The organism is Streptomyces sp. NEAU-YJ-81 (assembly GCF_017592595.1).
GTDB classification, from domain to species: domain Bacteria; phylum Actinomycetota; class Actinomycetes; order Streptomycetales; family Streptomycetaceae; genus Streptomyces; species Streptomyces hygroscopicus_B.
This window is the reverse complement of record NZ_JAGFNO010000010.1, coordinates 84942-109823: the sequence shown is the minus strand read 5'-3', so window position 1 is coordinate 109823 and position 24882 is coordinate 84942. Positions and strand designations below refer to the sequence as shown.

The 24882-nt window shown below is 72.4% G+C and carries 27 protein-coding genes; 20 read left to right on the top strand and 7 right to left on the bottom strand.

Features of this window, described 5'->3' with window-relative positions; genetic code table 11:
• Positions 1 to 53: 53 nt before the first annotated feature.
• A complete protein-coding gene (locus J5X86_RS22970; RefSeq protein ID WP_208518632.1) occupies positions 54 to 449 on the top strand; it encodes a VOC family protein in 396 nt (131 codons plus the stop codon).
• Entirely contained in the window at positions 446 to 1681 is a 1236-nt protein-coding gene (locus tag J5X86_RS22965; RefSeq protein WP_208518631.1) for a hypothetical protein, read from the top strand. The genes J5X86_RS22970 and J5X86_RS22965 overlap by 4 nt, the downstream gene beginning before the upstream one ends.
• A gap of 6 nt (positions 1682 to 1687) precedes the next feature.
• On the opposite strand, the gene J5X86_RS22960 is transcribed toward J5X86_RS22965, so the two are convergent.
• Entirely contained in the window at positions 1688 to 2116 is a 429-nt protein-coding gene (locus tag J5X86_RS22960; protein WP_014056702.1) for an anti-sigma regulatory factor, read from the bottom strand.
• A 275-nt stretch (positions 2117 to 2391) separates the two neighbouring features.
• Between J5X86_RS22960 and J5X86_RS22955 the strand changes: the two genes are divergently transcribed.
• Positions 2392 to 3261 (top strand): helix-turn-helix transcriptional regulator, encoded by an 870-nt coding sequence (locus tag J5X86_RS22955; protein ID WP_078639283.1) that lies wholly within the window; start codon positions 2392 to 2394, stop codon positions 3259 to 3261.
• Between the two features lie 9 nt (positions 3262 to 3270).
• Complete coding sequence (locus J5X86_RS22950) at positions 3271 to 3507, top strand: DUF397 domain-containing protein (RefSeq protein ID WP_208518630.1); 237 nt, start codon at positions 3271 to 3273, stop codon at positions 3505 to 3507.
• A gap of 66 nt (positions 3508 to 3573) precedes the next feature.
• On the opposite strand, the gene J5X86_RS22945 is transcribed toward J5X86_RS22950, so the two are convergent.
• Positions 3574 to 4779: an 8-amino-7-oxononanoate synthase gene (locus J5X86_RS22945; protein ID WP_208518629.1), complete on the bottom strand. Its 1206-nt coding sequence runs from the start codon at positions 4777 to 4779 to the stop codon at positions 3574 to 3576.
• A 169-nt stretch (positions 4780 to 4948) separates the two neighbouring features.
• Here J5X86_RS22945 and bioB point away from each other — a divergent pair, with 169 nt between their 5' ends.
• From bioB to J5X86_RS22900, 9 genes are all read left to right on the top strand, one after another.
• Positions 4949 to 6169 (top strand): biotin synthase BioB, encoded by a 1221-nt coding sequence (gene bioB / locus J5X86_RS22940; protein WP_208518628.1) that lies wholly within the window; start codon positions 4949 to 4951, stop codon positions 6167 to 6169.
• Positions 6162 to 7478: an adenosylmethionine--8-amino-7-oxononanoate transaminase gene (locus J5X86_RS22935; protein ID WP_208518627.1), complete on the top strand. Its 1317-nt coding sequence runs from the start codon at positions 6162 to 6164 to the stop codon at positions 7476 to 7478. Before bioB ends, J5X86_RS22935 begins: the two co-directional genes overlap by 8 nt.
• Positions 7479 to 7583: 105 nt before the next feature.
• On the top strand, positions 7584 to 8288 hold the full coding sequence (gene bioD / locus J5X86_RS22930) for a dethiobiotin synthase (protein WP_208518626.1): 705 nt from the start codon (positions 7584 to 7586) through the stop codon (positions 8286 to 8288).
• 70 nt (positions 8289 to 8358) lie between these two features.
• Positions 8359 to 9042, top strand: a complete 684-nt coding sequence (locus J5X86_RS22925; protein WP_208518625.1) for a class I SAM-dependent methyltransferase — start codon at positions 8359 to 8361, stop codon at positions 9040 to 9042.
• 183 nt (positions 9043 to 9225) lie between these two features.
• Positions 9226 to 10038, top strand: coding sequence for an ABC transporter ATP-binding protein (locus J5X86_RS22920; RefSeq protein WP_208518624.1), 813 nt, complete (start codon positions 9226 to 9228; stop codon positions 10036 to 10038).
• A 149-nt stretch (positions 10039 to 10187) separates the two neighbouring features.
• Positions 10188 to 11105 (top strand): LLM class F420-dependent oxidoreductase, encoded by a 918-nt coding sequence (locus J5X86_RS22915; protein WP_208518623.1) that lies wholly within the window; start codon positions 10188 to 10190, stop codon positions 11103 to 11105.
• A 52-nt stretch (positions 11106 to 11157) separates the two neighbouring features.
• Positions 11158 to 11583 carry a GNAT family N-acetyltransferase gene (locus J5X86_RS22910; RefSeq protein WP_208518622.1) on the top strand — a complete coding sequence of 142 codons (426 nt, stop codon included), beginning with the start codon at positions 11158 to 11160 and terminating at the stop codon, positions 11581 to 11583.
• 82 nt (positions 11584 to 11665) lie between these two features.
• Positions 11666 to 13030, top strand: a complete 1365-nt coding sequence (locus J5X86_RS22905; RefSeq protein WP_208518621.1) for a hemolysin family protein — start codon at positions 11666 to 11668, stop codon at positions 13028 to 13030.
• A complete protein-coding gene (locus J5X86_RS22900; protein ID WP_208518620.1) occupies positions 13027 to 14031 on the top strand; it encodes a hemolysin family protein in 1005 nt (334 codons plus the stop codon). The genes J5X86_RS22905 and J5X86_RS22900 overlap by 4 nt, the downstream gene beginning before the upstream one ends.
• Positions 14032 to 14072: 41 nt before the next feature.
• On the opposite strand, the gene J5X86_RS22895 is transcribed toward J5X86_RS22900, so the two are convergent.
• Positions 14073 to 14297, bottom strand: a complete 225-nt coding sequence (locus J5X86_RS22895) for a hypothetical protein (RefSeq protein WP_014056689.1) — start codon at positions 14295 to 14297, stop codon at positions 14073 to 14075.
• A 122-nt stretch (positions 14298 to 14419) separates the two neighbouring features.
• The gene (locus J5X86_RS22890) at positions 14420 to 14668 is read right to left on the bottom strand and encodes a hypothetical protein (protein ID WP_243981123.1); all 249 of its coding nucleotides are present in this window, start codon (positions 14666 to 14668) and stop codon (positions 14420 to 14422) included.
• Between the two features lie 66 nt (positions 14669 to 14734).
• Here J5X86_RS22890 and J5X86_RS22885 point away from each other — a divergent pair, with 66 nt between their 5' ends.
• From J5X86_RS22885 to mug, 3 genes are all read left to right on the top strand, one after another.
• Positions 14735 to 15505 carry an SGNH/GDSL hydrolase family protein gene (locus J5X86_RS22885; protein ID WP_208518619.1) on the top strand — a complete coding sequence of 257 codons (771 nt, stop codon included), beginning with the start codon at positions 14735 to 14737 and terminating at the stop codon, positions 15503 to 15505.
• 129 nt (positions 15506 to 15634) lie between these two features.
• A complete protein-coding gene (gene purB / locus J5X86_RS22880) occupies positions 15635 to 17068 on the top strand; it encodes an adenylosuccinate lyase (RefSeq protein ID WP_208518618.1) in 1434 nt (477 codons plus the stop codon).
• 8 nt (positions 17069 to 17076) lie between these two features.
• Positions 17077 to 17619, top strand: coding sequence for a G/U mismatch-specific DNA glycosylase (mug, locus tag J5X86_RS22875; RefSeq protein ID WP_208518617.1), 543 nt, complete (start codon positions 17077 to 17079; stop codon positions 17617 to 17619).
• Between the two features lie 55 nt (positions 17620 to 17674).
• On the opposite strand, the gene J5X86_RS22870 is transcribed toward mug, so the two are convergent.
• Entirely contained in the window at positions 17675 to 18115 is a 441-nt protein-coding gene (locus J5X86_RS22870; protein WP_208518616.1) for a hypothetical protein, read from the bottom strand.
• Between the two features lie 148 nt (positions 18116 to 18263).
• Here J5X86_RS22870 and J5X86_RS22865 point away from each other — a divergent pair, with 148 nt between their 5' ends.
• Entirely contained in the window at positions 18264 to 19484 is a 1221-nt protein-coding gene (locus tag J5X86_RS22865) for an ROK family protein (protein WP_208518615.1), read from the top strand.
• Between the two features lie 110 nt (positions 19485 to 19594).
• On the opposite strand, the gene J5X86_RS22860 is transcribed toward J5X86_RS22865, so the two are convergent.
• Positions 19595 to 20341, bottom strand: coding sequence for a GntR family transcriptional regulator (locus J5X86_RS22860; RefSeq protein ID WP_208518614.1), 747 nt, complete (start codon positions 20339 to 20341; stop codon positions 19595 to 19597).
• 201 nt (positions 20342 to 20542) lie between these two features.
• Between J5X86_RS22860 and J5X86_RS22855 the strand changes: the two genes are divergently transcribed.
• Both J5X86_RS22855 and J5X86_RS22850 read left to right on the top strand, forming a co-directional pair.
• The gene (locus J5X86_RS22855; RefSeq protein WP_208518770.1) at positions 20543 to 21289 is read left to right on the top strand and encodes an SDR family oxidoreductase; all 747 of its coding nucleotides are present in this window, start codon (positions 20543 to 20545) and stop codon (positions 21287 to 21289) included.
• Positions 21290 to 21438: 149 nt separating this feature from the next.
• Positions 21439 to 22269, top strand: a complete 831-nt coding sequence (locus tag J5X86_RS22850; protein WP_208518613.1) for an alpha/beta fold hydrolase — start codon at positions 21439 to 21441, stop codon at positions 22267 to 22269.
• A 121-nt stretch (positions 22270 to 22390) separates the two neighbouring features.
• On the opposite strand, the gene J5X86_RS22845 is transcribed toward J5X86_RS22850, so the two are convergent.
• On the bottom strand, positions 22391 to 23980 hold the full coding sequence (locus tag J5X86_RS22845) for an alkaline phosphatase (RefSeq protein ID WP_208518612.1): 1590 nt from the start codon (positions 23978 to 23980) through the stop codon (positions 22391 to 22393).
• A gap of 257 nt (positions 23981 to 24237) precedes the next feature.
• Between J5X86_RS22845 and J5X86_RS22840 the strand changes: the two genes are divergently transcribed.
• Positions 24238 to 24771: a DUF1990 family protein gene (locus tag J5X86_RS22840; RefSeq protein ID WP_119992589.1), complete on the top strand. Its 534-nt coding sequence runs from the start codon at positions 24238 to 24240 to the stop codon at positions 24769 to 24771.
• Positions 24772 to 24882: the final 111 nt, after the last annotated feature.

The window sequence follows — 24882 nt, the reverse complement described above, 5'->3', positions numbered from 1 at the left end:
GGGGCCGGGCCACACCGCTGTGGACCGGCCCTGTCGACCACCGGAGGCATCGCATGGCGTATCTCAACCCGGTCCGGCACATCACCTTCGACGCCCGTGATCCCTACGCCCTCGCGCGGTTCTGGTCCCGGCTGACCGGCTACCCCCTGGAGGACTCCGAGCCGGACGACGCCGAGGTGCTGATCAGCCCGGGGCAGCCCGGGGTGCCGGGGCTGCTCTTCATCCGGGTCCCGGACTCCAAGACCGTCAAGAACCGCGTGCACCTCGACATCCAGCCCCCGTCGGGCACCCGGGACGCCGAGGTGGAGCGGCTGACCGGGCTCGGCGCGTCCGTGGTGGACGACCGGCGCACGGAGGACGGGCTGGGATGGGTGGTGATGTCCGACATCGAGGGCAATGAGTTCTGCGTGGAGCGCAGCGCCGTCGAGCGCGGCCTGGAGCCGGTATGAGCGAGCCCTTCCACAGCGAGCCTTTCCACGGCGAGCCCTTCCAGGCCGACCGGACCTACGACCAGGTGTATCTCCTCTTCGTCGACACCTCCGGGTATTCGACGATCGTCCGCTCGAACCCCAGGGACCGCGCCGCGCACGCCTTCGATCTGCTGCGCGAGCGGATGCGCGCCCGGATCGGGCAGCTCTCGGCGCAGCGGCGCTGTGCCCGCAGCGACTTATGGAGCTGGCGCGGCGACGGGGGCTTCTTCGCGGTCCACGACGACAGCGAGAGCGTGGCCCGCGATGTCGCGCTGGAGGCGGCCCGCACCTTTCTCACCCTGGATCTGCGCCATCTGCGGGACGAGTTCGCCCAGGCGGGGGTGGACGGGGAGCTGCATGTGCGGATGGCGTTGCACAAGGGGGCGATACGGCACACCGGCGAGGGCCGGACCGGCACCATCCACTCCCCCGACATCAATCTGGCCGCGCATCTGGAGAAGGCGACTCCGGCGGACTGCCTGGCGGTCTCGGAGGATGTGTACCGCACCGCGGGGCCGTATGCGGAGCTGTTCGCCCATGTGGGAAGCCATGAGGGCAAGGACGTCTATCTGATGGCGGGCGACGGCGGTCCGGGCGGGGCGGCCAAGGCGTGGCTCGCGGGCCGGGGGCTTTCGGACGGCTCCCCGGTGCACGCGTATCCGGAGCGGCCGAGCCCCCAGGAGAAGGCGCGGCTGCTGGACGCGGCGGGCGAGGAGGTCCTCGACATGGGGACGGCGCTGCGCACCTCCTCCGGCCGGCTGGTCACCACCGAGCGTCCGGCCCGCTTTCGCGACGCGATCCTCGGGCTGTTGCGCCGGGGCGGCACCTACCGCTGCTATCTGCTGGACCCGTCCTCGGACGCGGCGGCCACGCTCTCCCGCCAGTACCAGGAGGACATGGCGCGGAAGATCAAGGATTCGCTGGAGCGGTTCGGCCGTTTCAAGGAGCGCTATGGAGCGGAGGCGGACGGCCTGCACGTCTATCAGACGGACGAGTTCCCCGGCTTCTCGGCGCTCACCGTCGATATGCACCGGCCGAGCGGGCTGATCCTGTACTCCTCGTACCTGATGGGCACGAGCCGGTACGGGGTGATCGAGCGCGGCGACATGCCGCACTATCTGATCGGCCCGGCCGCCGGGCGGGTCTTCACCCGGATCCGTCGGCTGGCCGAGGCGCGGGCCTCGGAGGGGCAGGCCCAGCGCGTGCTGTGAGCGGGTTCAGCGGACCGGCACGGTCCACGGCAGGGCGATCCAGACGGTCTTGCCGCCGTCGGCGGTCGGGGTGACGAACACCTCGCCGCCCGACTCCGCGGCCAGACAGCGCACGATGACCATGCCGCGCCCGCTGTCCTGCTGGGTGGCCAGCGGCAGCCATCGGGGCCATTGGGGGTGGCTGTCGGTGACCCCGATCTCCAGCCGCTGCTCGCGGTCGAGCCGTAGGTCCACGGTGAAGGTGGGCGACTGGCCCACGGTGTGCTCCACGGCGTTGGTGGCGAGCTCGGAGACGATCAGCCGCACGGTGTCGGCGGCCTCTCCTCCCTGCCCGAGCCCCCATTCGGCGAGCACGTCCGTGACATAGGCGCGTGCCGCGGGAACCGACGCCGGTGCGCTCGGCAGGGTGACGGATGCTTCCTGATGGTCTGCCATGACGGCCTGTCCCTTTCCCGCCGGGGCGCGCCTGCGGACGCGTTGGAAGGTGGAGCTGCGAAGCCGGTGTCGTGGGCTGCCCTGACGGCTCTACGCGTCAGAGTGCCACCGATGGCCGCTGCAACGGGGGCGATCCACCGAGTTATGCATATATCTGTCGCCCAAAGCGGTGAACTCTGCTACGGAAAACCGGATTTGGAAGGCACACTGGGCCACTGGTGCGACACGCGCTGTGGGTGACGCGCCGGCAAGGGAAAAGGCGGGAGGGAGAACTCATGCGGTACGGCCCGGCGGTGCGCCGTCGCAAGCTCGGCGCGGAACTCCGCCGCCAGCGCGATCTGGCCGGACTCACCAGTGGTGAGGTCGCCCTCCGGCTGGGCTGGCATCAGTCGAAGGTGAGCCGGATCGAGACCGGCCGGAGCGGGGCCAAGCCCTCGGATGTGGCGCGGCTGCTGGAGGTCTACGAGGTCGCCGACCCGGAGCTGCGCGCCCTGCTGGAGGCGCTGTGCCGCGGGGGCGCCTCGGATCCGGAGGGGTCACGGCGCGGCTGGTGGTACGCGTACCGCGATCTACTGCCGCCCGCCTACCGGGACTTCATCAGCCTGGAGGCGGAGGCGTCGGACGCGTACACCCTGGAGACCACGGTGGTGCCGGGTCTGCTGCAGACCCCGGACTACGCCCGGGCGGTGACCCTCGCGGCGCTCCCGGATCTGCCGCGGCCCCAGGTGGACTCGCTGGTGGAGGTGCGGATCGCGCGGCAGTCGGTGCTGCACGGCGAGCGGCCGCTGCGGCTGCACGCGGTGCTGGACGAGGCGGCGCTGCGACGCGAGGTGGGCGGACCCGGAGTGATGGCGGCGCAATTGAGCCATCTGGCCAATCTTTGCGCATTGCCTCAGGTGCAGCTGCAGGTGCTGCCATTCTCTATCGGAATGCCCATTGGTATGACAGGTCCTTTCATTATTTTCTCTTTTCCGCACATTAGTGACCTGGATGTAGTAGTTCTCGACCACCTGACGAGTAGCCTCTATCTGGAGCGGAAAGAAGACCTCCGGGCGTACAGCGCCGCGTTCGAAGTACTGCGGACCCGCGCCCTGACACCTGAGGAATCGTTGTCCTTCATCAATAAAATCGGGGGCGGCGCCTGAGGGGGCACCATGTCCAGTATGTCCGCCAAGTCCGTCCACTGGCTGCGCAGCAGCTACAGCGTCGGCATGAACAACTGCGTCGAGACGGCCCTGCTGGGGTCTGACCAGCTCGGCGTGCGCGATTCGAAGAACACGGCGGGCCCCGTCCTGCTGTTCACCCCGTCGACCTGGGTCTCCTTCCTCAAGGGGCTCAAGGACGACGGCCTCGGCTCCGGCACCTCCCGCTCGACCGGAACCGGAAGCTGATCCGTCAGTGAAGTATCTGTTCCACCTGTGAACGGCTGATCCGTTCACCCTCCCGTCAGTGAGCCATCAGGCGGTCGGCGCGGTCTTCACGATCACGTCGACCGCCCTTTCGACCTGCTCTTCCGTCAGATCCCCACGCGCCGTCAGCCGCAGCCGCGAGATGCCGTCGGGGACGGACGGCGGGCGGAAGCACCCCACCAGCAGCCCGGCCGCGCGGCAGTCCGCGGCCCAGCGCACCGCCTGCTCCGGCGAGGGGGCCCGCACCGACACCACCGACGCGTCCGGCCGCACCGCGGTCAGCCCGGCGGCGGTCAGCCGTCCGTACAGCCCCATGGCGACCGTACGGACGCGGGCGGCGCGCTCCGGCTCCCGGCGCAGCAGCCGCAGGCTCGCCAGGGCGGCGCCCACGGCCGCCGGGTTGAGCCCGGTGTCGAAGATGAACGTGCGTGCGGTGTTCACCAGGTGCTCGATCACCCGGGCGGGCCCCAGCACCACCCCGCCCTGGCTGCCCAGCGACTTGGAAAGGGTGGCCGTGACCACCACATCCGGCGCGCCCGCGAGCCCGGCCCCGTGCACCGCGCCACGCCCGCCCTCGCCGAGCACCCCCAGGCCGTGCGCCTCGTCCACCACCAGCGCCGCGCCGTACGCACGGCAGGCCCCGGCGAGGGCGGCCAGCGGGGCGGCGTCGCCGTCGACGGAGAAGACCGAGTCGCTGACGGCGAGAGCGCGCCGGGGCGCCGAGACCGCTCCGGTCCCCTCGGCGGCCTCCTCCCGCGCGTCCTCTTCAGCCGCGCCCAGCGCCTTGCGCACAGCGTCCGGGTCGGCGTGCGGGACGACGGCGACCTCGGCGCGGGAGAGCCGGCAGCCGTCGATGAGCGAGGCGTGATTGCCCGCGTCGGAGACGATCAGGGCGTCCCGGCCGCTCAGCGCGGAGACGGCGGCCAGATTGGCGGCGTAGCCGGAGGAGAACACCAGGGCCGCCTCGAAACCGGAGAAGTCGGCGAGTTCCCGCTCCAGTGTGGTGTGCAACTCGGTCGAGCCGGTGACCAGGCGCGATCCGGTGGACCCCGCACCCCAGCGCTGCGCCGCCGCGGCCGCGGCGGCCGTCACCTCCGGGTGGCGGGCCAGCCCCAGATAGTCGTTGCTCGCCAGATCGAGCAGCGGGGAGTCGGCGGGCCGGGGGCTGAGCCGACGCACCAGCCCGGCCCGGTCGCGCCGCTCCCGCTGCGCGTCGATCCATGCGAACGCGTCGTCCGGGCGGTCCTGGGGCATCGGCTGCCTCGCCTTCCGTGGCCTCGTCAAGGGCACCGACTGTCGGGTCCGGATAGAACGTAGCCCCCTGCATGCCCGGTCATGGTGTGGCAATACCCACACCCCGATCCGCGCGTCTTGTACGGTCCCTCCTTGGCCGGGAGCGGTGGGGTAGGAAAGGATCGTCGCCATGGACCTGCTGAACACGCTGGTGGACAAGGGGTTGCGGCGCGAATCGCCGACCCGCGAAGAAGCGCTCGCCGTCCTGGCGACCTCCGATGACGAGGTGCTCGATGTGGTGGCCGCGGCGGGCAAGGTGCGCCGCGCCTGGTTCGGGCGGCGGGTGAAGCTCAACTATCTGGTGAACCTGAAGTCGGGGCTGTGCCCCGAGGACTGCTCCTACTGCTCGCAGCGGCTGGGCTCGAAGTCCGAGATCCTCAAGTACACCTGGCTCAAGCCGGAGCAGGCGGCCGCCGCGGCGGGCGCCGGAGTCGCGGGCGGCGCCAAGCGGGTGTGCCTGGTGGCCAGCGGACGCGGTCCCACCGACCGCGACGTGGACCGGGTCTCCCAGACCATCGCCGCCATCAAGGAGGAGCACCAGGACGTCGAGATCTGCGCCTGTCTGGGGCTGCTGTCCGACGGCCAGGCGGAGCGGCTGAAGGACGCGGGGGCGAACGCGTACAACCACAACCTCAACACCTCCGAGGCGACCTACGGCGACATCACGACCACCCACACCTACGCCGACCGGGTCTCGACCGTGCAGCAGGCCCAGGCGGCGGGGATGTCCGCCTGCTCCGGGCTGATCGCGGGCATGGGCGAGTCGGACGAGGACCTGGTGGACGTGGTCTTCTCGCTGCGCGACCTGGACCCGGACTCGGTGCCGGTCAACTTCCTCATCCCGATCGAGGGCACCCCGCTGGCCGGGGACTGGAACCTCACCCCGCAGCGCTGTCTGCGGATCCTGGCGATGGTGCGGTTCGTCTGCCCGGACGTGGAGGTGCGGCTCGCGGGCGGCCGCGAGATCCATCTGCGGACGCTGCAGCCGCTGGCCCTGAACCTGGCGAACTCGATCTTCCTCGGCGACTATCTGACCACCGAGGGCCAGGCGGGCAAGGACGATCTGGCGATGATCGCCGACGCGGGCTTCGAGGTGGAGGGCACCGATACGACGACGCTGCCCAAGCACCGCGCGGACGCGCTCGCCGCCGCCGGTTCCGGCTGCGGCGGCCACGGCGGCGAGGGCGGTGGCTGCGGCCCGTGCGGTGACACGGCGCCCGCCGACGCCGTACCCGCCCAGGCGGCGGTCGGCGCCACGGTCTCCACCCCGGCGGCCACGGAGGGGTCCCACGCCGATCTGGTCTCGGTGCGCCGCCGCGGCGCGGGCACGGATCTGCCGCCCAATGCCTGAGCCGCTGACCCCGGCCGAGCTGCGGGCGCTGGACCGCGAGCACGTCTGGCATCCGTACGGCCCGATGCCCGGCCGCCAGGACCCGCTGGTCGTGGAGTCCGCGGCCGGGGTCCGGCTGCGGCTGGCCGAGCCGGTGGAGGGCGTCCGCGAGCTGGTGGACGGCATGTCGTCATGGTGGTCCGCCATCCACGGCTACAACCACCCGGCGCTCAACGACGCCGCGCGGGGTCAGCTGGACCGGATGAGCCATGTGATGTTCGGCGGGCTCACCCATGAGCCCGCCGTCCGGCTGGCCACCCGTCTGGTGGAGATCACGCCGGAGCCGCTGCGCCATGTGTTCCTGGCCGACTCCGGTTCGGTGTCGGTCGAGGTCGCGGTGAAGATGTGCCTGCAGTACTGGCGCTCCCTCGGCCGCCCCGCCAAGCGGCGGCTGCTGACCTGGCGCGGCGGCTACCACGGCGACACCTGGCAGCCGATGGCGGTGTGCGACCCGGACGGCGGAATGCACCGGCTGTGGTCCGGTGTGCTGCCCGAGCAGATCTTCGCGGACGCGCCGCCGCCCGGTTTCGACGCGGACCCCGACCCGGCGTACGAGGCACACGTCCGTGAGCTGGTGGCCCGTCACGCCCATGAACTGGCCGCGGTGATCGTGGAGCCGGTGGTCCAGGGCGCGGGCGGGATGCGCTTCCACTCCCCCGCGCTGCTGCGGGTGCTGCGCGAGGCGTGCGACGAGCACGATGTGCTGCTGGTGTTCGACGAGATCGCCACGGGCTTCGGCCGCTCGGGCACGCTCTTCGCGGCCGAGCACGCGGGGGTGTGCCCCGATGTGATGTGTCTGGGCAAGGCGCTGACCGGGGGTTATCTGACCCTCGCCGCCACGCTGTGCACCCCGCGGGTGGCGGACGGCATCTCGCGCGGCGAGGTGCCGGTGCTCGCGCACGGCCCGACGTTCATGGGCAATCCGCTGGCCACGGCCGTCGCCTGCGCCTCGATCGATCTGCTGCTCTCCTACGACTGGCGGCAGGAGGTCAAGCGGATCGAGACCGGGCTGCGGGACGGGCTCGCGGAGGCGGCCGAGCTGCCGGGCGTCCGGGAGGTGCGGGTGCTCGGCGCGATCGGCGTCGTCCAGCTGGACCGTCCGCTGGACGACGCGGGGATGGCGGCGGCGACGCGGGCCGCGGTACGCGAGGGCGTATGGCTGCGCCCGTTCCGCGATCTGCTGTACACCATGCCGCCGTACATCACGGGCGACCACGATCTGGCCCGGATCTGCACGGCGGTACGGACGGCCGCGGCCGCGGCCGTCTGACCCGCCTGCTCCGCTCGCGGTCGGCCTCCCGCCCACAGGAGGGGCCGGCCGCACACCGGGGCAGACCGGGAGCACGAACGAAAGCGAAAGGCAACGGAAACGAAGATGTCAGTACTGGTCGTCACCGGCACGGGCACCGAAATCGGAAAAACCGTCAGCACGGCGGCCGTCGCCGCCGCGGCGCTCGCACGCGGCCGCTCGGTGGCGGTGCTCAAACCCGCCCAGACCGGTGTCACGGAGGGCGAACCGGGCGACGCCGCGGAGGTGGCCCGGCTCGCCGGTGCGGTGACCCTGCTCGAACTCGCCCGCTACCCCGAGCCGCTGGCCCCCGCCACCGCCGCCCGCCGCGCCGGACGGCCACCGGTGCGCCCGCACGAGGTGGCGGAGGCGGCCGAGAAGCTGGCCGCCGAGCACGATCTGGTGCTGGTCGAGGGCGCGGGCGGGCTGCTCGTACGGTTCGACGAGACGGGGGCGACGCTCGCCGACGCGGCCCGGCTGCTCGGCGCGCCCGTCCTCGTCGTCGCCCACGCGGGCCTCGGCACGCTCAACGCAACCACCCTGACCACCGAGGCGCTGCGCGCCCGCGGGCTGGAGTGCCCCGGCGTCGTCATCGGCAGCTGGCCCGCCGTCGCGGATCTCGCTTCCCGCTGCAATGTGGCCGATCTGCCGGATTCGTCCGGTGCCCCGCTGCTGGGCGCCATCCCCCAGGGCGCCCCGGCCCTTCCGCCGGCCGACTTCCGGGCCCAGGCGCCCGGTTGGCTGGCGCCCCGGCTGGACGGGAGCTGGGACGCGGCGCGGCTGGCCGCGTAGCGACGCCCCCCGCGTGGGCAGAATCCCGGTACCGGTCCATCGTCCGTACCCGGGACAAGGGGGAGCTCCCATGCCCGTATGCCGTCGCACACCCCCGCGTGACGCCGTCCACCACCCGCTCTTCGCCCGCTGCTACGCCAGAATGAGCCCGCTGGCCGACGAGCGGGCGGGGGTCGGTGAGCTGCGCGGCGAGCTGCTGGCCGGGCTGTCCGGCCGGGTCATCGAGATCGGCGCGGGCAACGGGCTGAACTTCCCCCACTACCCCGAAGCCGTCTCCGAGGTGGTCGCCATCGAACCCGAGCGCCATCTGCGGCGGCTGGCCACCCGGGCGGGGCTGCGGGCCGGGGTGCCGGTGGACGTGGTGCCGGGCGTCGCCGAGGCGCTGCCGGTCAAGAGCGAGGCGTTCGACGCGGCGGTGGCCTGTCTGGTGCTGTGCTCGGTGCGCGATGTGCGGCGCGCGCTCGCCGAGCTGCTGCGGGTGCTGCGGCCCGGCGGTGAGCTGCGCTTCCTCGAGCACGGCCGCGCCGAGGGGCGGGTCCTGGCCACGACCCAGCGGGCGCTGGACCGCACGGTGTGGCCGCTGATGTTCGGCGGCTGCCATACGGCGCGTGAGGTGCGATCGGAGATCGCGGCCGCGGGCTTCGAGCCGATGGGCCATCGTCGGCTGCGCATCCCCGAGCGGGGCCCGACGCTGCCGACGTCCCCGTGCGTGCTGGGCGCAGCGCGCCGCCCAATCGCGCCTTCGCGTCCGTAACCGCGGGCGTGCCGGGTACTGCCTTCCCGTCCGTAACCGCGTGCGCGCCCCGCATCGCGTTCGCGCCCCGGCGTCGCCCTCCCGTCCGTCATCGCATTCGTGTACGCCCGCGTCCACGGGCGGGCGCATCGGCGGCCGGGTCCCTACCATCGAGGGCACGACGTTCCGATACGGGGAGGCATCGTGTCCACACCGGCGGCAACGAAGACGGACGGGTTCGCGGAAGGCGGCGCCCATGCGGCGGCCCGCGCCCGGTCCCTGACCAAGGCGTACGGCAGCGGCGAGACGGCCGTGCTCGCGCTGGACGCGGTGGACGTGGAGATCGAACGGGGCAGGTTCACCGCGGTGATGGGCCCGTCCGGATCCGGCAAGTCCACCCTGATGCACTGTCTGGCGGGTCTCGACACGGTCTCGTCGGGCCAGGCATGGCTGGGCGACACCGAGATCACCGGCCTGGGCGACAAGGAGCTGACCCAGCTCCGGCGCGACCGGATCGGCTTCATGTTCCAGTCGTTCAATCTGCTGCCCACGCTCAATGCGGCCGAGAACATCACCCTGCCCATGGACATCGCGGGCCACAAGCCCGATCGGGAGTGGGTGGACCGGGTCATCGACACCCTCGGGCTGCGGGACCGGCTCCGGCACCGGCCCGCCCAGCTGTCCGGCGGACAGCAGCAGCGGGTGGCGTGCGCCCGGGCGCTCGCCTCCCGCCCCGAGCTGATCTTCGCGGACGAGCCCACCGGCAACCTGGACTCACGGTCGGGCCTGGAGGTGCTGCGCTTTCTGCGGGAGGCCGTCGACGAGCTGGGCCAGACGGTCGTCATGGTCACCCACGACCCGAGCGCCGCCGCCCACTCCGATCTGGTGCTCTTCCTCGCCGACGGCCGGATCGTGGACCGGATGGAGCGGCCCACGGCCGAGGCGGTGCTGGAGCGGATGCATATCTTCACCAGGGCCACGTCCGGGGCCGAGCCGGAACCCGACCCGCTGAGCTGAGCCCCGGGCGCCGGCCCCGGCCGGTGCCCGATCAGCCGGACCGGTGAATGAGGGCGAGTGGGGGGGCGAGTGAGGGCGAGTGGGGACGAGCAATCCCGAACGGCGCCGATCTCGGATACGTTCGCCGTATCCGCGCTCAAGGAGGGGTCATGGCAAGGCCGTTCCGCTTCGGAGTCAATCTGCTCACCCTTGAATCGGCCGAGGCATGGCGGGCGAAGTGCCGCCACGCCGAGCAGCTCGGCTATGACGTGCTGCTGACCCCCGACCACCTCGGCAATCCCGCCCCGTTCCCTGCGCTGGCCACCGCCGCCGAGGCGACCGAGCGCCCACGGCTGGGCACCTTCGTGCTCAACGCCGGCTTCTGGAACTCCGCGCTGCTCGCCCGGGAGGTGGCCACCTGCGACGCGCTCACCGACGGCCGGCTGGAGCTCGGCCTGGGCGCCGGCTATGTCAAGGCCGAGCACGACAGCGCCGGGCTGCCCTTCGGTTCACCACGGGAGCGGGTGGACCACCTCGTACATACCGTGGCCGAGCTGGAGCGTCTGCTGACCGATTCCGAGCACCGGCCGCGGCCCGTCCAGTCCCCGCGCCCGCCGCTGCTGCTCGGCGGCAACGGCGACCGGCTCCTGCGGCTGGCCGCGCGCCATGCGGACATCGCGGCCTTCACCGGGGCGGTGCAGGCCCCCGGCAAACCCCAGGGCGCCCTGCAGCTCATCAGCCCCGAGGCACTGGAGGAGCGGGTGGGCGCCTTCCGCCGCTTCGCCGCCGAAGCGGGGCGGGCGGAGGGGGCCGATGAGCCGGGTGAGGCGATCGAACTGAACTACCTCATCCAGATGGCCGGGCCCGGCGCCGACCGGCGCGCCAAGGTGCGTGAGCTGTCCGGGTACGCACCGGACCTCACCGAGGACCAGCTGCTGGAGCACCCGGCGCTGCTGCTGGGCGACGCCAAGGAGATGGCGGAGCAGTTGCGGGCCCACCGCGAGCGGTTCGGCTTCTCGTACTTCACCGTGCTGGAGCACAACATGGAGGCACTCGCTCCGGTGATCGAGGAGCTGCACGGAAGTTGACCGGGCGGAATTCCCGTCGACGCCGCGGCCCGCCCGATGATGGGATGCGGCCATGAACGATCTTCGGATACGGGCCGCGGCCCCCGCCGACCTCGACACCGTGCTCGCCTTCTGGGAGGAGGCGGCGGAGGGCACCAGCATCAGCGACGACCGGGACGGGGTGGCCCGGCTGCTCGCCCGGGACCCGGAGTCGCTGCTGCTGGCCGAGCGGGACGGGGAACTCGCCGGAACCGTGATCGCCGGTTTCGACGGCTGGCGCTGCCATCTGTACCGGCTGGCCGTCCACCCCGGGCACCGCCGCCGGGGTGTGGCGACGGCCCTGCTGGCGGCGGCCGAGGAGCGGTTCACGGCCCTGGGCGGGCGGCGCGGGGACGCGATGGTGCTCAACGAGAACGGGCCGGCCCACCATGCGTGGAGCGCGGCGGGCTATGAGCGCCAGCCGCAGTGGAGCCGCTGGGTCAAGCCGCTGTCCCTCTGACCCGGCGCGGCCGTCCCCGGCACGGCCGCGCGGGGGCTGCGTTCCTCCGGTCCCTGGCGGATCATGGGACGGAGGTGAACCGATGACCGAAGTCCTCCTCCTGGCCGTGGCGCTCCTCCTGGCGGTGACCTGTGGCGCCTTCGTCGCGGCGGAGTTCTCGCTGACCACGGTCGAGCGCAGCGAGCTGGAACGGGCGGCCGAACGCGGGGAGCGCGGTGCGGCCGGTGCGCTGAAGGCCGTGCGCAGCCTCACCTACCAGCTCTCCGGCGCGCAGCTCGGCATCACCGTGACCAATCTGGTCGTCGGCATGCTGGCCGAGCCGTCCGTCGCGGCCCTGCTGGCCGGACCGCTCACCGCGATCGGCGTACCCCAGTCGGCCGTCCGTTCGGCCGCGCTGGTGCTCGGCACCTTTCTGTCGACCGTCGTGCTGATGGTCGTCGGCGAGCTGGTGCCCAAGAACTGGGCCATCTCCCGGCCACTGCCGGTCGCCAAGGCCGTGGCGACCCCGCAGCGCGTCTTCAGCTCCGTCTTCCGCCCGCTGATCAGCCATCTCAACAACACCGCCAACCGCACCGTGCGCCGGATGGGCCTGGAGCCCGCCGAGGAGCTGGCCTCCGCGCGCGGCCCGCAGGAGCTGATCGCCCTCGCCCGCCACTCCGCCAAGGAGGGCGCGCTGGAGAAGGACACCGCCGAACTGTTCGTGCGCACCCTGAACCTCGCCGAGCTCACCGCGCAGAACGTGATGACCCCGAGAGTGCGGGTGGTGGCGCTGGACATACGGGCCACCGCCGAGGACGTCGCCAACGCCACCCGCGCCACCGGGCTGTCCCGCTTCCCCGTCTACCAGAGCAGCCTGGACACGGTGACCGGCCTCGTCCACATCAAGGACGTCCTGGCGGTCCCCGCCGAGGAGCGGCCCCGCCGCCCGGTCTCCGATCTGATGGGCGAGGCGCTGTTCGTCCCGGAGTCGCTGACCGTGGACCGGCTGCTGGACCGGCTCTCGGCGCAGCGCAGCATGGCCGTGGTCATCGACGAGTACGGCGGCACGGCCGGGGTCGTCACGCTGGAGGACATCGTCGAGGAGGTGGTCGGCGAGGTCCGCGACGAGCACGATCCGAAGGAGACCCCCCATCTGATGCCGATGGGCCGGGACGCGGAGGGCCATACGCTGTACGACGCGGACGGCGCGGCCCGCATGGATCAGCTCAAGCGCATCGGGCTGCGGGTGCCGCCGGGCCCGTACGACACCCTGGCCGGGCTGATCGCCACCGAGCTGGGCCGGATCCCCGCCGTCGGCGACACCGTCGAGCTGGAGGGCTGGTCCGTGGAGGTGCGCAAGGTGACGAGCCACCGCGCGGCCCGGGTCCGGCTGCGGGCGCCGCTGCGTGGTGCCGGGAGCGACGGCGACGGCGGCGTGCCCGGTGCCGAGGGGGCGACGGGCCGATGACCGCCCTCCAGCTCCTGATCGGCCTGCTGACGCTGGTCCTCAACGCCTTCTTCGTGGGCGCGGAGTTCGCCCTGATCTCGGTGCGCCGCAGCCAGATCGATCCGCACGCCCAGCAGGGCGACCGGCGGGCGCGGTCCGTGCTGTGGGCCCTGGAGCACCTCTCCGCGCTGCTGGCCGCGGCCCAGCTCGGGATCACGCTGTGCACGCTGGTGCTGGGCGCCGTCGCGGAACCGGCCATCGCGCATCTGCTGGAGCCGTTCTTCCATGTGGTGGGGCTGCCGCTGGGTCTTGTGCACCCGGTCTCGTTCGTGATCGCGCTGAGCGTGGCCACCTATCTGCACATGCTGTTCGGCGAGATGGTGCCGAAGAACGTGGCGCTGGCCGAGCCGGTGCGCACCGTGCTGCTGCTCGGCCCGCCCCTGGTCGCCCTCGCCCGCACCCTGCGCCCGGTGATCTTCGGCGTGAACTCCCTGGCGAACGGGCTGCTGAAGCTGATGCGCGTGGAGCCCAGGGGCGAGGTCGCGGCGACCTTCTCGGACGATGAGCTGGCCCGGATGGTCTCGGACTCCAGCGAGGCCGGGCTGCTGGACGACCGCGCCACCGTGCGGCTGCGGGACGTGCTGGAGCTGGGCCGGCGACGGGTGCGGGATGTCGTGCTGCCCATGGATCAGGTGGTCAAGGCGCAGCTCGGGGTGGCCCCCGAGGAGCTGGAACAACTGGCGGCGCGGACCGGCTTCTCACGGTTCCCGGTGGTCGACGACTCCGGGCGGATCCTGGGCTATCTGCATGTGAAGGACGCGCTGGACGCACGGCCCCGGGATGTGCCGTTCCGCCCCGATCAGCTCCGCCCGATCCCCCGGGTGCGGTCCCATACGCCGCTGGACGACGTGCTCACCGCGATGCGCGACAGCCGCACCCACCTCGCGGCGGTCATCGCCGCGGACGGACGGCTGGAGGGTCTTGTGACCATGGAGGACGTGCTGCGCGAGCTGGTCGCCTGATCACATATGTGGCCGCGCGCCTCATTCCTCGTCGCGTCCGGTCACTCCTCGGTGCGTCTGGACTCATGGGCGATGATGCACTCCTGCCAGTGGGCCAGCGCCTCCTCCCGTCCGCCGCCGCCCTCCTCGGCCACCGCCACCAGCGCATGGGCGGCCATCGCGGCGAGCCGCACCGCGACCCGGCACGCATCGCGCATCTCGAGCGGCTCCAGGAGGGCGGCGGCGCCCTCCCCGTCGTCGGCGAGCGCGGCGGCGACGATGGCCATGGTCGTGCGGTCGCATTCGAAGGCATCCACGTCGACCAGACTGCCCCGCCACGCGGCGCGCGGAACCCCGCGCGGTCCAAGCGGGCCAACCGGAGGGCATCGGCCGGACGGCCGCGCGAGGCTCAGCGGCGGGGGCCGGGGGCGCTGCCTGGGCCGGTACCGGGGCCGGTACCGGGCCGGGTGCCCATCGGGTCGTAGCGGAAGATCACGTACTCGACCCGGCCGATGACCTTGGTACGGTTCGTCCGCCGGTACAGCTCCGGTGGCCGGAAGATGTTGTCGTCGTAGATGTCCGCGCCGGGCTCCACATTCCAGCTGGCGGTCGTCCCGTTCCGCGCTCCGCCCTCGAAGTAGATGTGGGTCATCGCCATGCGGCTCATCATGCTCGCGGTCGGCGGTCAACGCAGCCCGCACACCGGGATAGGATCGCCTGCGCCATGCAGACGAACATCACCTACAGCAGCTTTGTCGCGGTCGGCGACTCCTTCACCGAGGGCATGTCGGACCGGCTCCCCAACGGTACTTACCGAGGCTGGGCGGATCTGCTCGCCGGCCGGCTCGCGGCCCACAGCCCCGGCTTCCAATACGCCAACCTCGCGGTCCGCGGCAAGCTGATCGGGCAGATCGTCGAGGAGCAGACGGGCCCGGCGGCGGCCATGGGCGCCGATCTGGTGACCCTGGTCGGCGGGCTGAACGATGTGCTGCGGCCGAAATGCGATGTGGGCCGGGTGTGCGCCCTGCTGGAGGAGGCCGTCGAGCGGCTGGCGCCCACCTGCAAGCGGCTGGTGCTGATGCGCAGCCCGGGGCGGCGCGGGCCGGTGTTCGCGCGGTTCGAGCCACGGATGGAGCGGCTGTTCTCGGTCATCGACGACCTGGGCGCACGGCATGACGCGACCGTCGTGGACCTCTTCGCCTCCCAGGCCGTCGGGGACCCCCGGATGTGGGACGAGGACCGGCTGCATCTGAACGCCGAGGGGCACCGGCGGGTCGCCGAGGCCATATGGCAGGCGCTGGGCCATGAGCCGGAGGCCGACTGGAACGCGCCGCTGCCGCCCGCGGTGCCCGCCGGCTGGATAGCCCGCCGCACCTCGGACGTGCGGTTCGCCCGCCAGCACCTCGGGCCGTGGATCGGCAGGCGGCTGACCGGCCGCTCCTCGGGCGACGGTCGCGCCCCCAAGCGCGCCGAGCTGCTGCCGTACGAGGACTGATCCTCAGCTCATCCCTAGCTGATCCGTAGCCGATTCGCAGGGCCTGCGCCCGCCCGCGCCCCGGGCCCTTCGGAGGGGTCCCCCGGCCACCGGTCTGGCCTGCGAGGACGGCCAGTAGACTCTGTGCACGTGACTGGTAAGCCGCGCATTCCGAACGTCCTGGCCAACCGCTACGCCTCCGCGGAGCTGGCCGTCCTGTGGTCCCCCGAGTACAAGGTGACGCTGGAGCGGCGGCTGTGGCTCGCCGTGCTGCGCGCCCAGAAGGACCTCGGAATCGAGGTGCCGGACGCCGCCCTCGCCGACTACGAGCGGGTCCTGGAGACCGTCGACCTAGCCTCGATCGCCGAGCGCGAGAAGGTCACCCGCCACGATGTGAAGGCCCGGATCGAGGAGTTCAACGCCCTCGCCGGCCATGAGCACGTCCACAAGGGCATGACCTCCCGCGATCTCACCGAGAACGTGGAGCAGCTCCAGATCCGGCTCTCCCTGGAGCTGGTACGGGACCGTACGGTCGCGGTGCTGGCCCGGCTCGGCAAGCTGGCCGCCGACCACGCCGAGCTGGTGATGGCCGGCCGGTCGCACAATGTGGCGGCGCAGGCCACCACGCTCGGCAAGCGGTTCGCCACCGCGGCGGACGAGCTGCTGGTGGCGTACGGGCGGCTGGAGGACCTGCTGGGCCGCTATCCGCTGCGGGGCGTCAAGGGCCCGGTCGGCACCGCGCAGGACATGCTGGACCTGCTCGGTGGCGACGCGGAGAAGCTGGCCGAGCTGGAGCGGCGGGTCGCCGCCCACCTCGGCTTCGCGCAGGCGTTCACCTCCGTCGGCCAGGTCTATCCGCGCTCGCTGGACTACGACGTCGTCACCGCGCTGGTGCAGCTCGCCGCGGCCCCGTCCTCGCTGGCCAAGACCATCCGGCTGATGGCCGGACACGAGCTGGTGACCGAGGGCTTCAAGCCCGGCCAGGTCGGCTCGTCCGCGATGCCGCACAAGATGAACACCCGCTCCTGCGAGCGCGTCAACGGCCTCGCCGTGATCCTGCGCGGCTACGCCTCGATGACCGGGGAGCTGGCGGGCGACCAGTGGAACGAGGGCGATGTCTCCTGCTCGGTGGTGCGCCGGGTCGCGCTGCCGGACGCGTTCTTCGCCTTCGACGGGCTGCTGGAGACCTTCCTGACCGTGCTCGACGAATTCGGCGCCTTCCCCGCCGTCGTCGCCCGTGAGCTGGACCGCTACCTGCCCTTCCTCGCCACGACCAAGGTGCTGATGGGTGCCGTCCGGGCCGGGGTGGGCCGCGAGGTCGCCCATGAGGCCATCAAGGAGAACGCGGTGGCCGCGGCGCTGGCGATGCGCGAGCAGGGCGCCGAGCGCAATGAGCTGCTCGACTCGCTCGCCGCCGATGAGCGCATCCCGCTGGACCGGGCCGGTCTCGACGCGCTGATGGACGACAAGCTCTCCTTCACGGGCGCGGCCGCGAACCAGGTCGGCGCGGTGGTCGCCCGGATCGAGGAGATCGTCAAGGAGCGCCCGGCGGCCGCCGCCTACACTCCCGGCTCGATCCTCTGACGCCGGCGATGACCCCCGCCGAACTGGAGGCCGCCCGCGACCGCCTCGTCCCCGATGTGGTCGCGGACGGCCTGCGGGTCCTCTTCTGCGGTATCAACCCCGGGCTGATGACGGCCGCCACCGGCCACCATTTCGCCCGCCCCGGCAACCGCTTCTGGCCCACACTGCACGCTTCGGGCTTCACCCCGCGCCGACTCGATCCGTCCGAGCAGGCGGAGCTGGTGCGCTACGGCCTGGGCATCACCAATGTGGTGGCGCGCGCCAGCGCCCGGGCCGATGAGCTGAGCGACGAGGAGTACCGGGAGGGCGGCCGGATCCTGGAGGAGAAGGTGCTCCGGCTGCGGCCACGCTGGCTGGCGGTGGCGGGGGTCACCGCCTACCGCGTCGCGTTCGGCGACAAGAAGGCGAAGATCGGCCCGCAGACGCGCACGATAGGTGACACCCGCATCTGGGCCCTGCCGAACCCCAGCGGGCTCAACGCGCACTGGACACTGACGACGATGGCGGAGGAGTACGGCCGCCTGCGCGCCGCCGCCGAGGCGGACGGCTAGAAGCGGACGGCCAGGCGGAAGCCGGGGCCGAAGGGAGGGGCCGGAGGCAGGGGCGTCATATCGTCCCCTCCTCCCCTATCGCCACCAGGAGCTGGAACGGCAGCTCACGGTCGCCCTGCCCCACGCCCAGCCCGACCCAGCGGCCGTCTACGCGCCAGATGCTCAGCTCTGGCACATAACCGCACAGGGTGTCCAGTGGGGGCGGAACGGGCTCGCCCATCGCCGAGCGCTCCAGGGAGTCGGTGAGATCGAGGACATCGGGAGCGCCCCACCGTAAGGTCAGCACCTGGACCAGCACGCTCAGCTCGGCCTCGAACTCCTCCAGCACTTCCTCGACCCGGGTCAGGTCGGCGTCCCAGAAGTCCTCGCTGACGCGGAGGTCGGCGACATGGAAGCCGGGGCCGCTCTCCACTCGCCCGTCGGCGGCCCGCTGCGCGGGGAAGTCCCGCGCGCGCAGCCGATCGATGGTGGCCACATGGTCCGCCGTACTGGTCATGGTGTCAGTAAACCCTGCGAGTCGGACATCTGGCCGCCCGTCAGATGACCATCTCGGTGGCCGGGCGGTCCGGGTGGGAGGAGGCACTCGCCGCCTCCCCGTCCAGCGGATACGATCCGGCAGATACGCACTGGGAGGGAGGCCGACGTTGGGGCGGCTCACCGGCGGGGATCCGTCTCTGCTGCGACGCATCAACTCCGCCGTGGTACTGCACGCGTTGCGCGCGGCGACCGCGTCCGGCACGGCCACCGAGAGTGGCCCGGACGACGCGGGCGGCTGTGCCGGTAGCGCGAGCCTCACCGATCTCACGCGGGTGACCGGGCTGTCCCGGCCCACCGTCGAGGGCGTGATCGACGGGCTGGCCGACAGCGGTCTGGTGGTCGAGGTGCCCGCCGAGGAGGGCGGCGTCCGCCGCCAGGGCCGCCCCGCGCGCCGCTTCCGCTTCCGGGCCGAGGCCGGGCATCTGCTGGGCATAGAGATAGGGGCACACCGGGTTGCTGCGCTCCTGTCGGACCTCGACGGACACGCGCTCGGCTCGATCGTGCGCGAGGTCTCGGAGAAGGCGTCGGCGGACGAGCGGCTGGAGCGGGTGCGCACCGCCGTGGCGGATCTGCTGCGGCGCGCGGGGGTGGCCCGGTTCTCGCTGCGCGCGGTCGGGGTGGGCAGCCCCGGCATCGTCGAGGCCGACGGCACCGTCCATCTGTGCACCGCGCTCCCCGGCTGGACCGGACTGCCTCTGGGCGAGCGGCTGCGGCGGTCCTTCCGCTGTCCGGTGCTGGTGGAGAACGATGCGAACACGGCGGCGGTGGCCGAGCACTGGAAGGGCGCGGCGGTCGGCTCGGACGATGTGGTCTTCGTGCTGGCCGGGTTGAGCCCGGGGGCCGGGTCGTTGATCGGCGGCCGGCTCCACCGTGGCTTCGGCGGCGCCGCCGGGGAGATCGGGGCGCTGCATCTGCTGGGCCGCGAGGCCGCCCCGGAGGAGGTGCTCTCCACGACCGGGGAACCGCTGAACCCACTGGACGAGGCGCAGGTCGCGCATGTCTTCGCGCTGGCCCGCGACGGCGACGTACGCGCCCGCGCGGCCGTGGACCGCTTCGTCCGCAGGCTGGTGCACGACACGGCGGCCCTGGTGCTGGCGCTGGACCCCGAGGTCGTCGTGGTCGGCGGCTGGGCCGCCGGGCTGGACGGTGTGCTGGCCCCGCTGCGCGATGAGCTGTCCCGGTACTGTCTGCGGGCCCCGGAGGTCACGCTCTCGCTGCTGGGCGAGGCGGCGGTGACCACGGGGGCACTGCGGCTGGCCCTCGACCATGTGGAGCAGGAGCTTTTCGCGGTCGACAGCACGGTGACGACCCGCCGCGCGAGCCGCTGACGCGGGACGCGGGGCGGGCCGGACGTTTCGGGTTTTGGGATGCGTACGCGGCGACGACGCGACGCGGGCCCACGACATGCGCCGAACCCACGACACAGAGCGGGCCCGGATCAGCCCGCCAGAAGCTCCTCGCCCGCCGCGTCACCGAAGGTGAGCCGGCAGGTGTCGGCCCGGTAGGTGGCCACGGCGACGGCCGCGGTGCGGCCCTCGGCCACATAGCGGGTGGTCACGAGGAGGACGGGGGCGCCGGGCAGCCGGTCGAGCTCCTTGGCGTCGTCCGCGCGGGCCGAGCCGAGCTCCACGGTCTGCTCACGGCCCTCCAGCTCCAGCCGGCGCAGCTCGCGCAGCACCGCGCGGGCGCGGGCCAGCCCGCTGGGGGTGTCGATGGCGGCGAGGCCCGGGACGGACACGGCCGGTACGTACAGCAGCTCGGCGGCGAGCGGCTGGCCGTGGGTCATCCGGGTGCGACGCACCCGGTGGACCGGGGTGTCGGGGTCGAGCTCCAGCAGCCGGGCGACCTCGGCGGGCGGCACGACCTCGGTGCTGTCCACGGTCTGCCAGGTGTCCTCACCGGAGGTGTCGGTCCAGCCGTGGGCGTAGTCCCCGACGGCCACGCCGACGCGGGGCGGGGCGACGGTGGTGCCGACGCCGCGGCGACGCTGCAGCCTGCCCTCCAGCTCCAGCTGCTCGAGGGCCTGTCGGAGGGTGGCGCGGGCGACGCCGAAGCGGGCTGCCAGCTCACGCTCGTTGGGCAGGATCTCCCCGACCGCGAACTCCGAGTCGAGTGCGTCGCTGAGCACGGTCTTCAGATGCCAGTACTTGGGCTCAGGCACCGATTCCAGCTGAGTGGTCCCCACGCTGTCCCCCTTGATTCCGACGGCCGACAGTCCTGCGCGCCTTCACAGTTATGCGCGCTTCTTTATTAAAGGTTGTTGCAGTATCAATGCGACCATAAGGCGGCGTGCGAACTTGGTCAAGACCAATCCTTTGACCGGTTATCGTCTGTGACTATCGGAACGAAATGCGTTATGGGGCGGGAGCTGAGCACGCGGATGGGCATGGACCAGGTCACGGTGGTCACCGGGGGCAGTCGCGGTATCGGAGCGGCGGTGGCGGTGCGGCTCGCCCGCGCCGGGCACAGCGTCGCCATCGGCTACGAGAGCGCCCGGGACGCGGCCGAGCGGTGGGCGGCGGCGGTGCGCGCGGAGGGTGTGCGGTCGGTGGTCGTCCAGGCCGACACCAGCGACGCGGAGCAGGTCGAGGCGATGTTCGACCGGGTGCGGGAGGAGCTGGGCCCGATCACCGGTCTGGTCAACAACGCCGGGATCACCGGGCCGTTGGGCCGCTTCACCGAGACCTCACCCGAGGTGATGCGCCGCGTCGTGGACGTCAATGTGACCGGGGCCCTGCTGTGCGCCCGGCGCGCGGCGCGCGAGATGTCCACGCGCCACGGCGGGCAGGGCGGCGCCATCGTCAACATCTCCTCGGGTGCGGCGACGACCGGCAGCCCCGGGGAGTATGTGCACTACGCGGCCAGCAAGGCGGCGGTCGACACGATGACCGTCGGACTGTCGAAGGAGCTGGCGGCGGAGGGGATCCGGGTCAACTCCGTCCAGCCCGGGATGACGCTGACCGACATCCACGCGCGGATGGGCGACCCCGAGCGGCCGTGGCGCAACCCCGGGCGGGTGCCGATGGGGCGGCCGGGCGAGCCGGAGGAGATCGCGGGTGCGGTGGCGTGGCTGCTGTCGCCGGAGGCGTCGTACACGACGGGCGCGGTGCTGCGGGTCGCGGGCGGGCTGTAACCGCGCCGCGGATCGCGCACCGCTCACGGTCGGCGCCGGCGTAGGCACAGGCACCGGTACCGGGACTACCCTCCGGTAACTCTTGCTGACATGCTGTCTCATACGCCGCATGCGTGCCTGCCCGAACGCCGATCGCGAGGAGCCATCCCATGCCCGCGTCCGTCTCCTTTTCCGTCGCCACCCCCGGCGGCCCCCGCACCGCCCGGGTCGTCCACGAACGGCGCGGCGCGGGGCGGCCGTTGGTACTGCTGCACGGCATCGGCCACCACTGGCAGGCGTGGGAGCCGGTGCTGGACATCCTCGCGGTCGACCGCGAGGTGACCGCCGTGGATCTGCCCGGCTTCGGGGCGTCGGACGCGCTGCCGGACGGCATCGCCTATGACCTCGACGGCGTCATACGGGTGCTCGGCGCGCTCTTCGAGACCCTTGGCGTCAAGCGCCCCGACGTGGCCGGGAACTCGCTGGGCGGGCTGTTCGCCCTGGAGCTGGGCCGACTCGGACTCGTACGGTCCGTCACCGCGCTGTCCCCGGCCCAGTTCTGGAACGAGGCCGAGCGCCGCTACGCCTTCGGCGTGCTGTCCGCCATGCGGGCCGGCGCGCGGGCGCTGCCGCCGCCGCTGGTGGCCTGGCTGGCCCGCGGCGCCGCCGGACGGGCCGCGCTGACCGGCGCCATCTACGCCCGGCCCGCGCGGCGTTCACCGGCCGCGGTCGTCGCCGAGACGCGGGCGTTGCGTGAGGCGGTCGGGTTCGACGCCACGCTGGCCGCCGGAAATTCCGAGCTGTTCACGCATGACATCCCCGATGTCCCGGTCACCATCGCCTGGGGCTCGCGCGACCGGGTGCTGCCGCGCCGCCAGGGCGTCCGCGCCAAGCGGGTCATCCCCGGCGCCCGGCTGGTCCGCCTCCCCGGCTGCGGCCACGTGCCCATGAACGACGACCCCGCGCTGGTCGCCCGCGTCATCCTGGACGGCAGCCGCTGACGACCGGCTTTCCGCCCGGCACCCCGGATCTCCCGCTGTTCCCGCGCGCCGCCCGGTGCGCGGCGCCGGTGCGCGGCCCCGTGGGTGTTCCGTACGGGGCCGCGCACCGCGCCGCATACGGCTACTGGCCGACCAGACCCGGCCGCAGGGCCTTGGTGTAGAGCACCTTGCCGCCGTCCTCGCGCAGCCGGACCGTCATCTCGGCGCTGTCGCCGTCGATGTCCACCTCGCCGTAGAACTGGAAGCCCTCGGCGGGCGAGACGTTCGCCACCGTCGGCGCCTTGACGAAGGGCTGCTCGGGGCCGAACGTGCCGTCCAGCTTCACCGAGGGGAAGGCACCCGCGTTCAGCGGACCGGAGACGAACTCCCAGAACGGCGCGAAGTCCTTGAACGCCGCCCGCGAGGGGTCGTAGTGCTGCGCCGAGGTGTAGTGGACGTCCGCCGTCAGCCACACCGTGCCGGTGATCTTCCGGTGCTTGATGTGCCGGAGCAGGTCGGCCATCTGGAGCTCACGGCCGAGCGGGGCGCCCGGGTCGCCCTGCGCGACGGCCTCGAAGTCGGTGTCCCCGTCCGGGACCACCAGGCCCAGCGGCATATCGCAGGCGATGACCTTCCACACCGCGCGCGACCGCGACAGCTCGCGCTTGAGCCACCTGAGCTGCTCGGCGCCGAGGATGCCCTGCGCGTCCTCCGGCTGACGGCCCGGCGAGTTGGGGTCGCGGTACGTGCGGCAGTCCAGCACGAAGACGTCCAGCAGCGGGCCGTGGTGCTGGACCCGGTAGACGCGGCCGCTCGCGTCCGGCCGCAGCGTGCTGATCGGGAAGTACTCGGCGAACGCCTGGCGCGCGCGGGCGGCCAGCACGTCGACGTTCTTCTCGGTGTAGCGGTCGTCGACCAGGATCTCGCCCGGGTACCAGTTGTTGAGCACCTCGTGGTCGTCCCACTGGGTGATGGTCGGCACCTCGGCGTGGAAGCGGCGCAGCGCGGCGTCCAGGAGGTTGTAGCGGAAGTTGCCGCGGTACTCGTCGAGCGTCTCGGCGACCTTGGTCTTCTCCGGGGTGAGGAGATTGCGCCAGGTGGAACCGTCGGGCAGCTTGACGGTCTCGGTCATCGGGCCGTCGGCGTAGATGTTGTCGCCGCTGCACAGGAAGAAGTCCGGCTTGCGGCGGCGCATCTCCTCGAAGATGCGGTAGCCGCCGTGGTCCGGGTTGATGCCCCAGCCCTGCCCCGCCAGATCGCCCGACCAGACGAAACGCACGTCCTTACGGCGCTCGGGAACCGTGCGGAACGTGCCGTGGACCGGCTCACTGGTGCGGCGCGGGTCCTCCGGGTCGGCCAGCAGCACCCGGTAGTGCACCTGGCTCCCGGCGGGCAGGCCGTGCAGTGCGGTGCGGCCGGTGAAGTCGGTGCCGGGGCCGACCAGCGGGCCCCGCCACCGCTTGGCCCGCGTGAAGGACTCGGTCGCGGACGTCTCCACGATCATGCGGGCCGGACGGTCGGAGCGGACCCACACCAGCCCCGAAGACGTTGTCACATCGCCCACCTGAACGCCCCACTGGGCGCTCGGACGCCCCGACAGCGCCTGGGCGGGCGCGCCGGACGCGGCCGACGCCGCCGATGCCACGGCGGGCACCGCGAGCGCCGCCGACGCGGCCGCCGATCCCTGCAGTACCGTGCGCCGTCCGATCCCTCTGCCGGATTCCCGCCCCATGGTGCCCTCCGTTGCTCGTAGAACTGCTGTGCTGTTGTGTTTGTTATCGGTGCAAGATGCCGCTCTTACGAACGCCCAGTGAATAACCGTGCGCCCACACTGGGGAAGTGCCCCGCGCGGTGTCCCGGAGAAGGCACCGTAAGGGCGCCACGTTCCCGCGCTGGGCACCGTAAGGGCACCGCGTTCCGGCGCCGCTCGCCGTAAGGGCACCGCGTTCCGGCGCCGCTCGCCGTAAGGCCGCCGCGTACCGTACGGGCATGGGATCCACCGACGCCCCCGGCCCCGCCTCCCGTCTCACCTATCCGGAGGTGGGCGCCACCCGGCGGTGGCCGCTGCCCGCCGGCTATCGCCATCTGCGGGTGCGGACCCATATCGGCCACGGGCGGGGCACGTTCGAGGCGGCCGGGCGGGCGGTCATGGACTGGCGGATGCACCGGGCGGTGGGGGTGTCGATCCGCGCCACGGATCCGGTCGCCACCCCGGGCCGGCCGGTCGTGGTGGGCCTGGGGGTCGGGCGGCTGCGGCTGCGCGCGCCGTGCGAGGTGGTGTGGACGGTCGCGGAGGAGACGCGGACCGGCTTCGCGTACGGCACGCTGCCCGGCCATCCGGAGCGCGGCGAGGAGTCGTTCCTGGTGGATCTGGAGCCGGATGGCTCGGTGGTGCTGACGGTGACGGCGTTCAGCCGCCCGGACTCGTGGTTCAGCCGGGCCGGCGGGCCGCTGGTGCCGCTCTTCCAGCGGGCGTACGCACGGCGTTGCGGCAGGGTACTGCGCAGGTGGGCGGTAGGGTGACGGAACCTCGGACTTCAACCTTTTGATTTCGGACAAAATAAGCTTCTGTTATCAGATGCGCCCTTAACCCATAGGTCACAGTCCGTTCGTGATCACGCAACACCTTTGCGC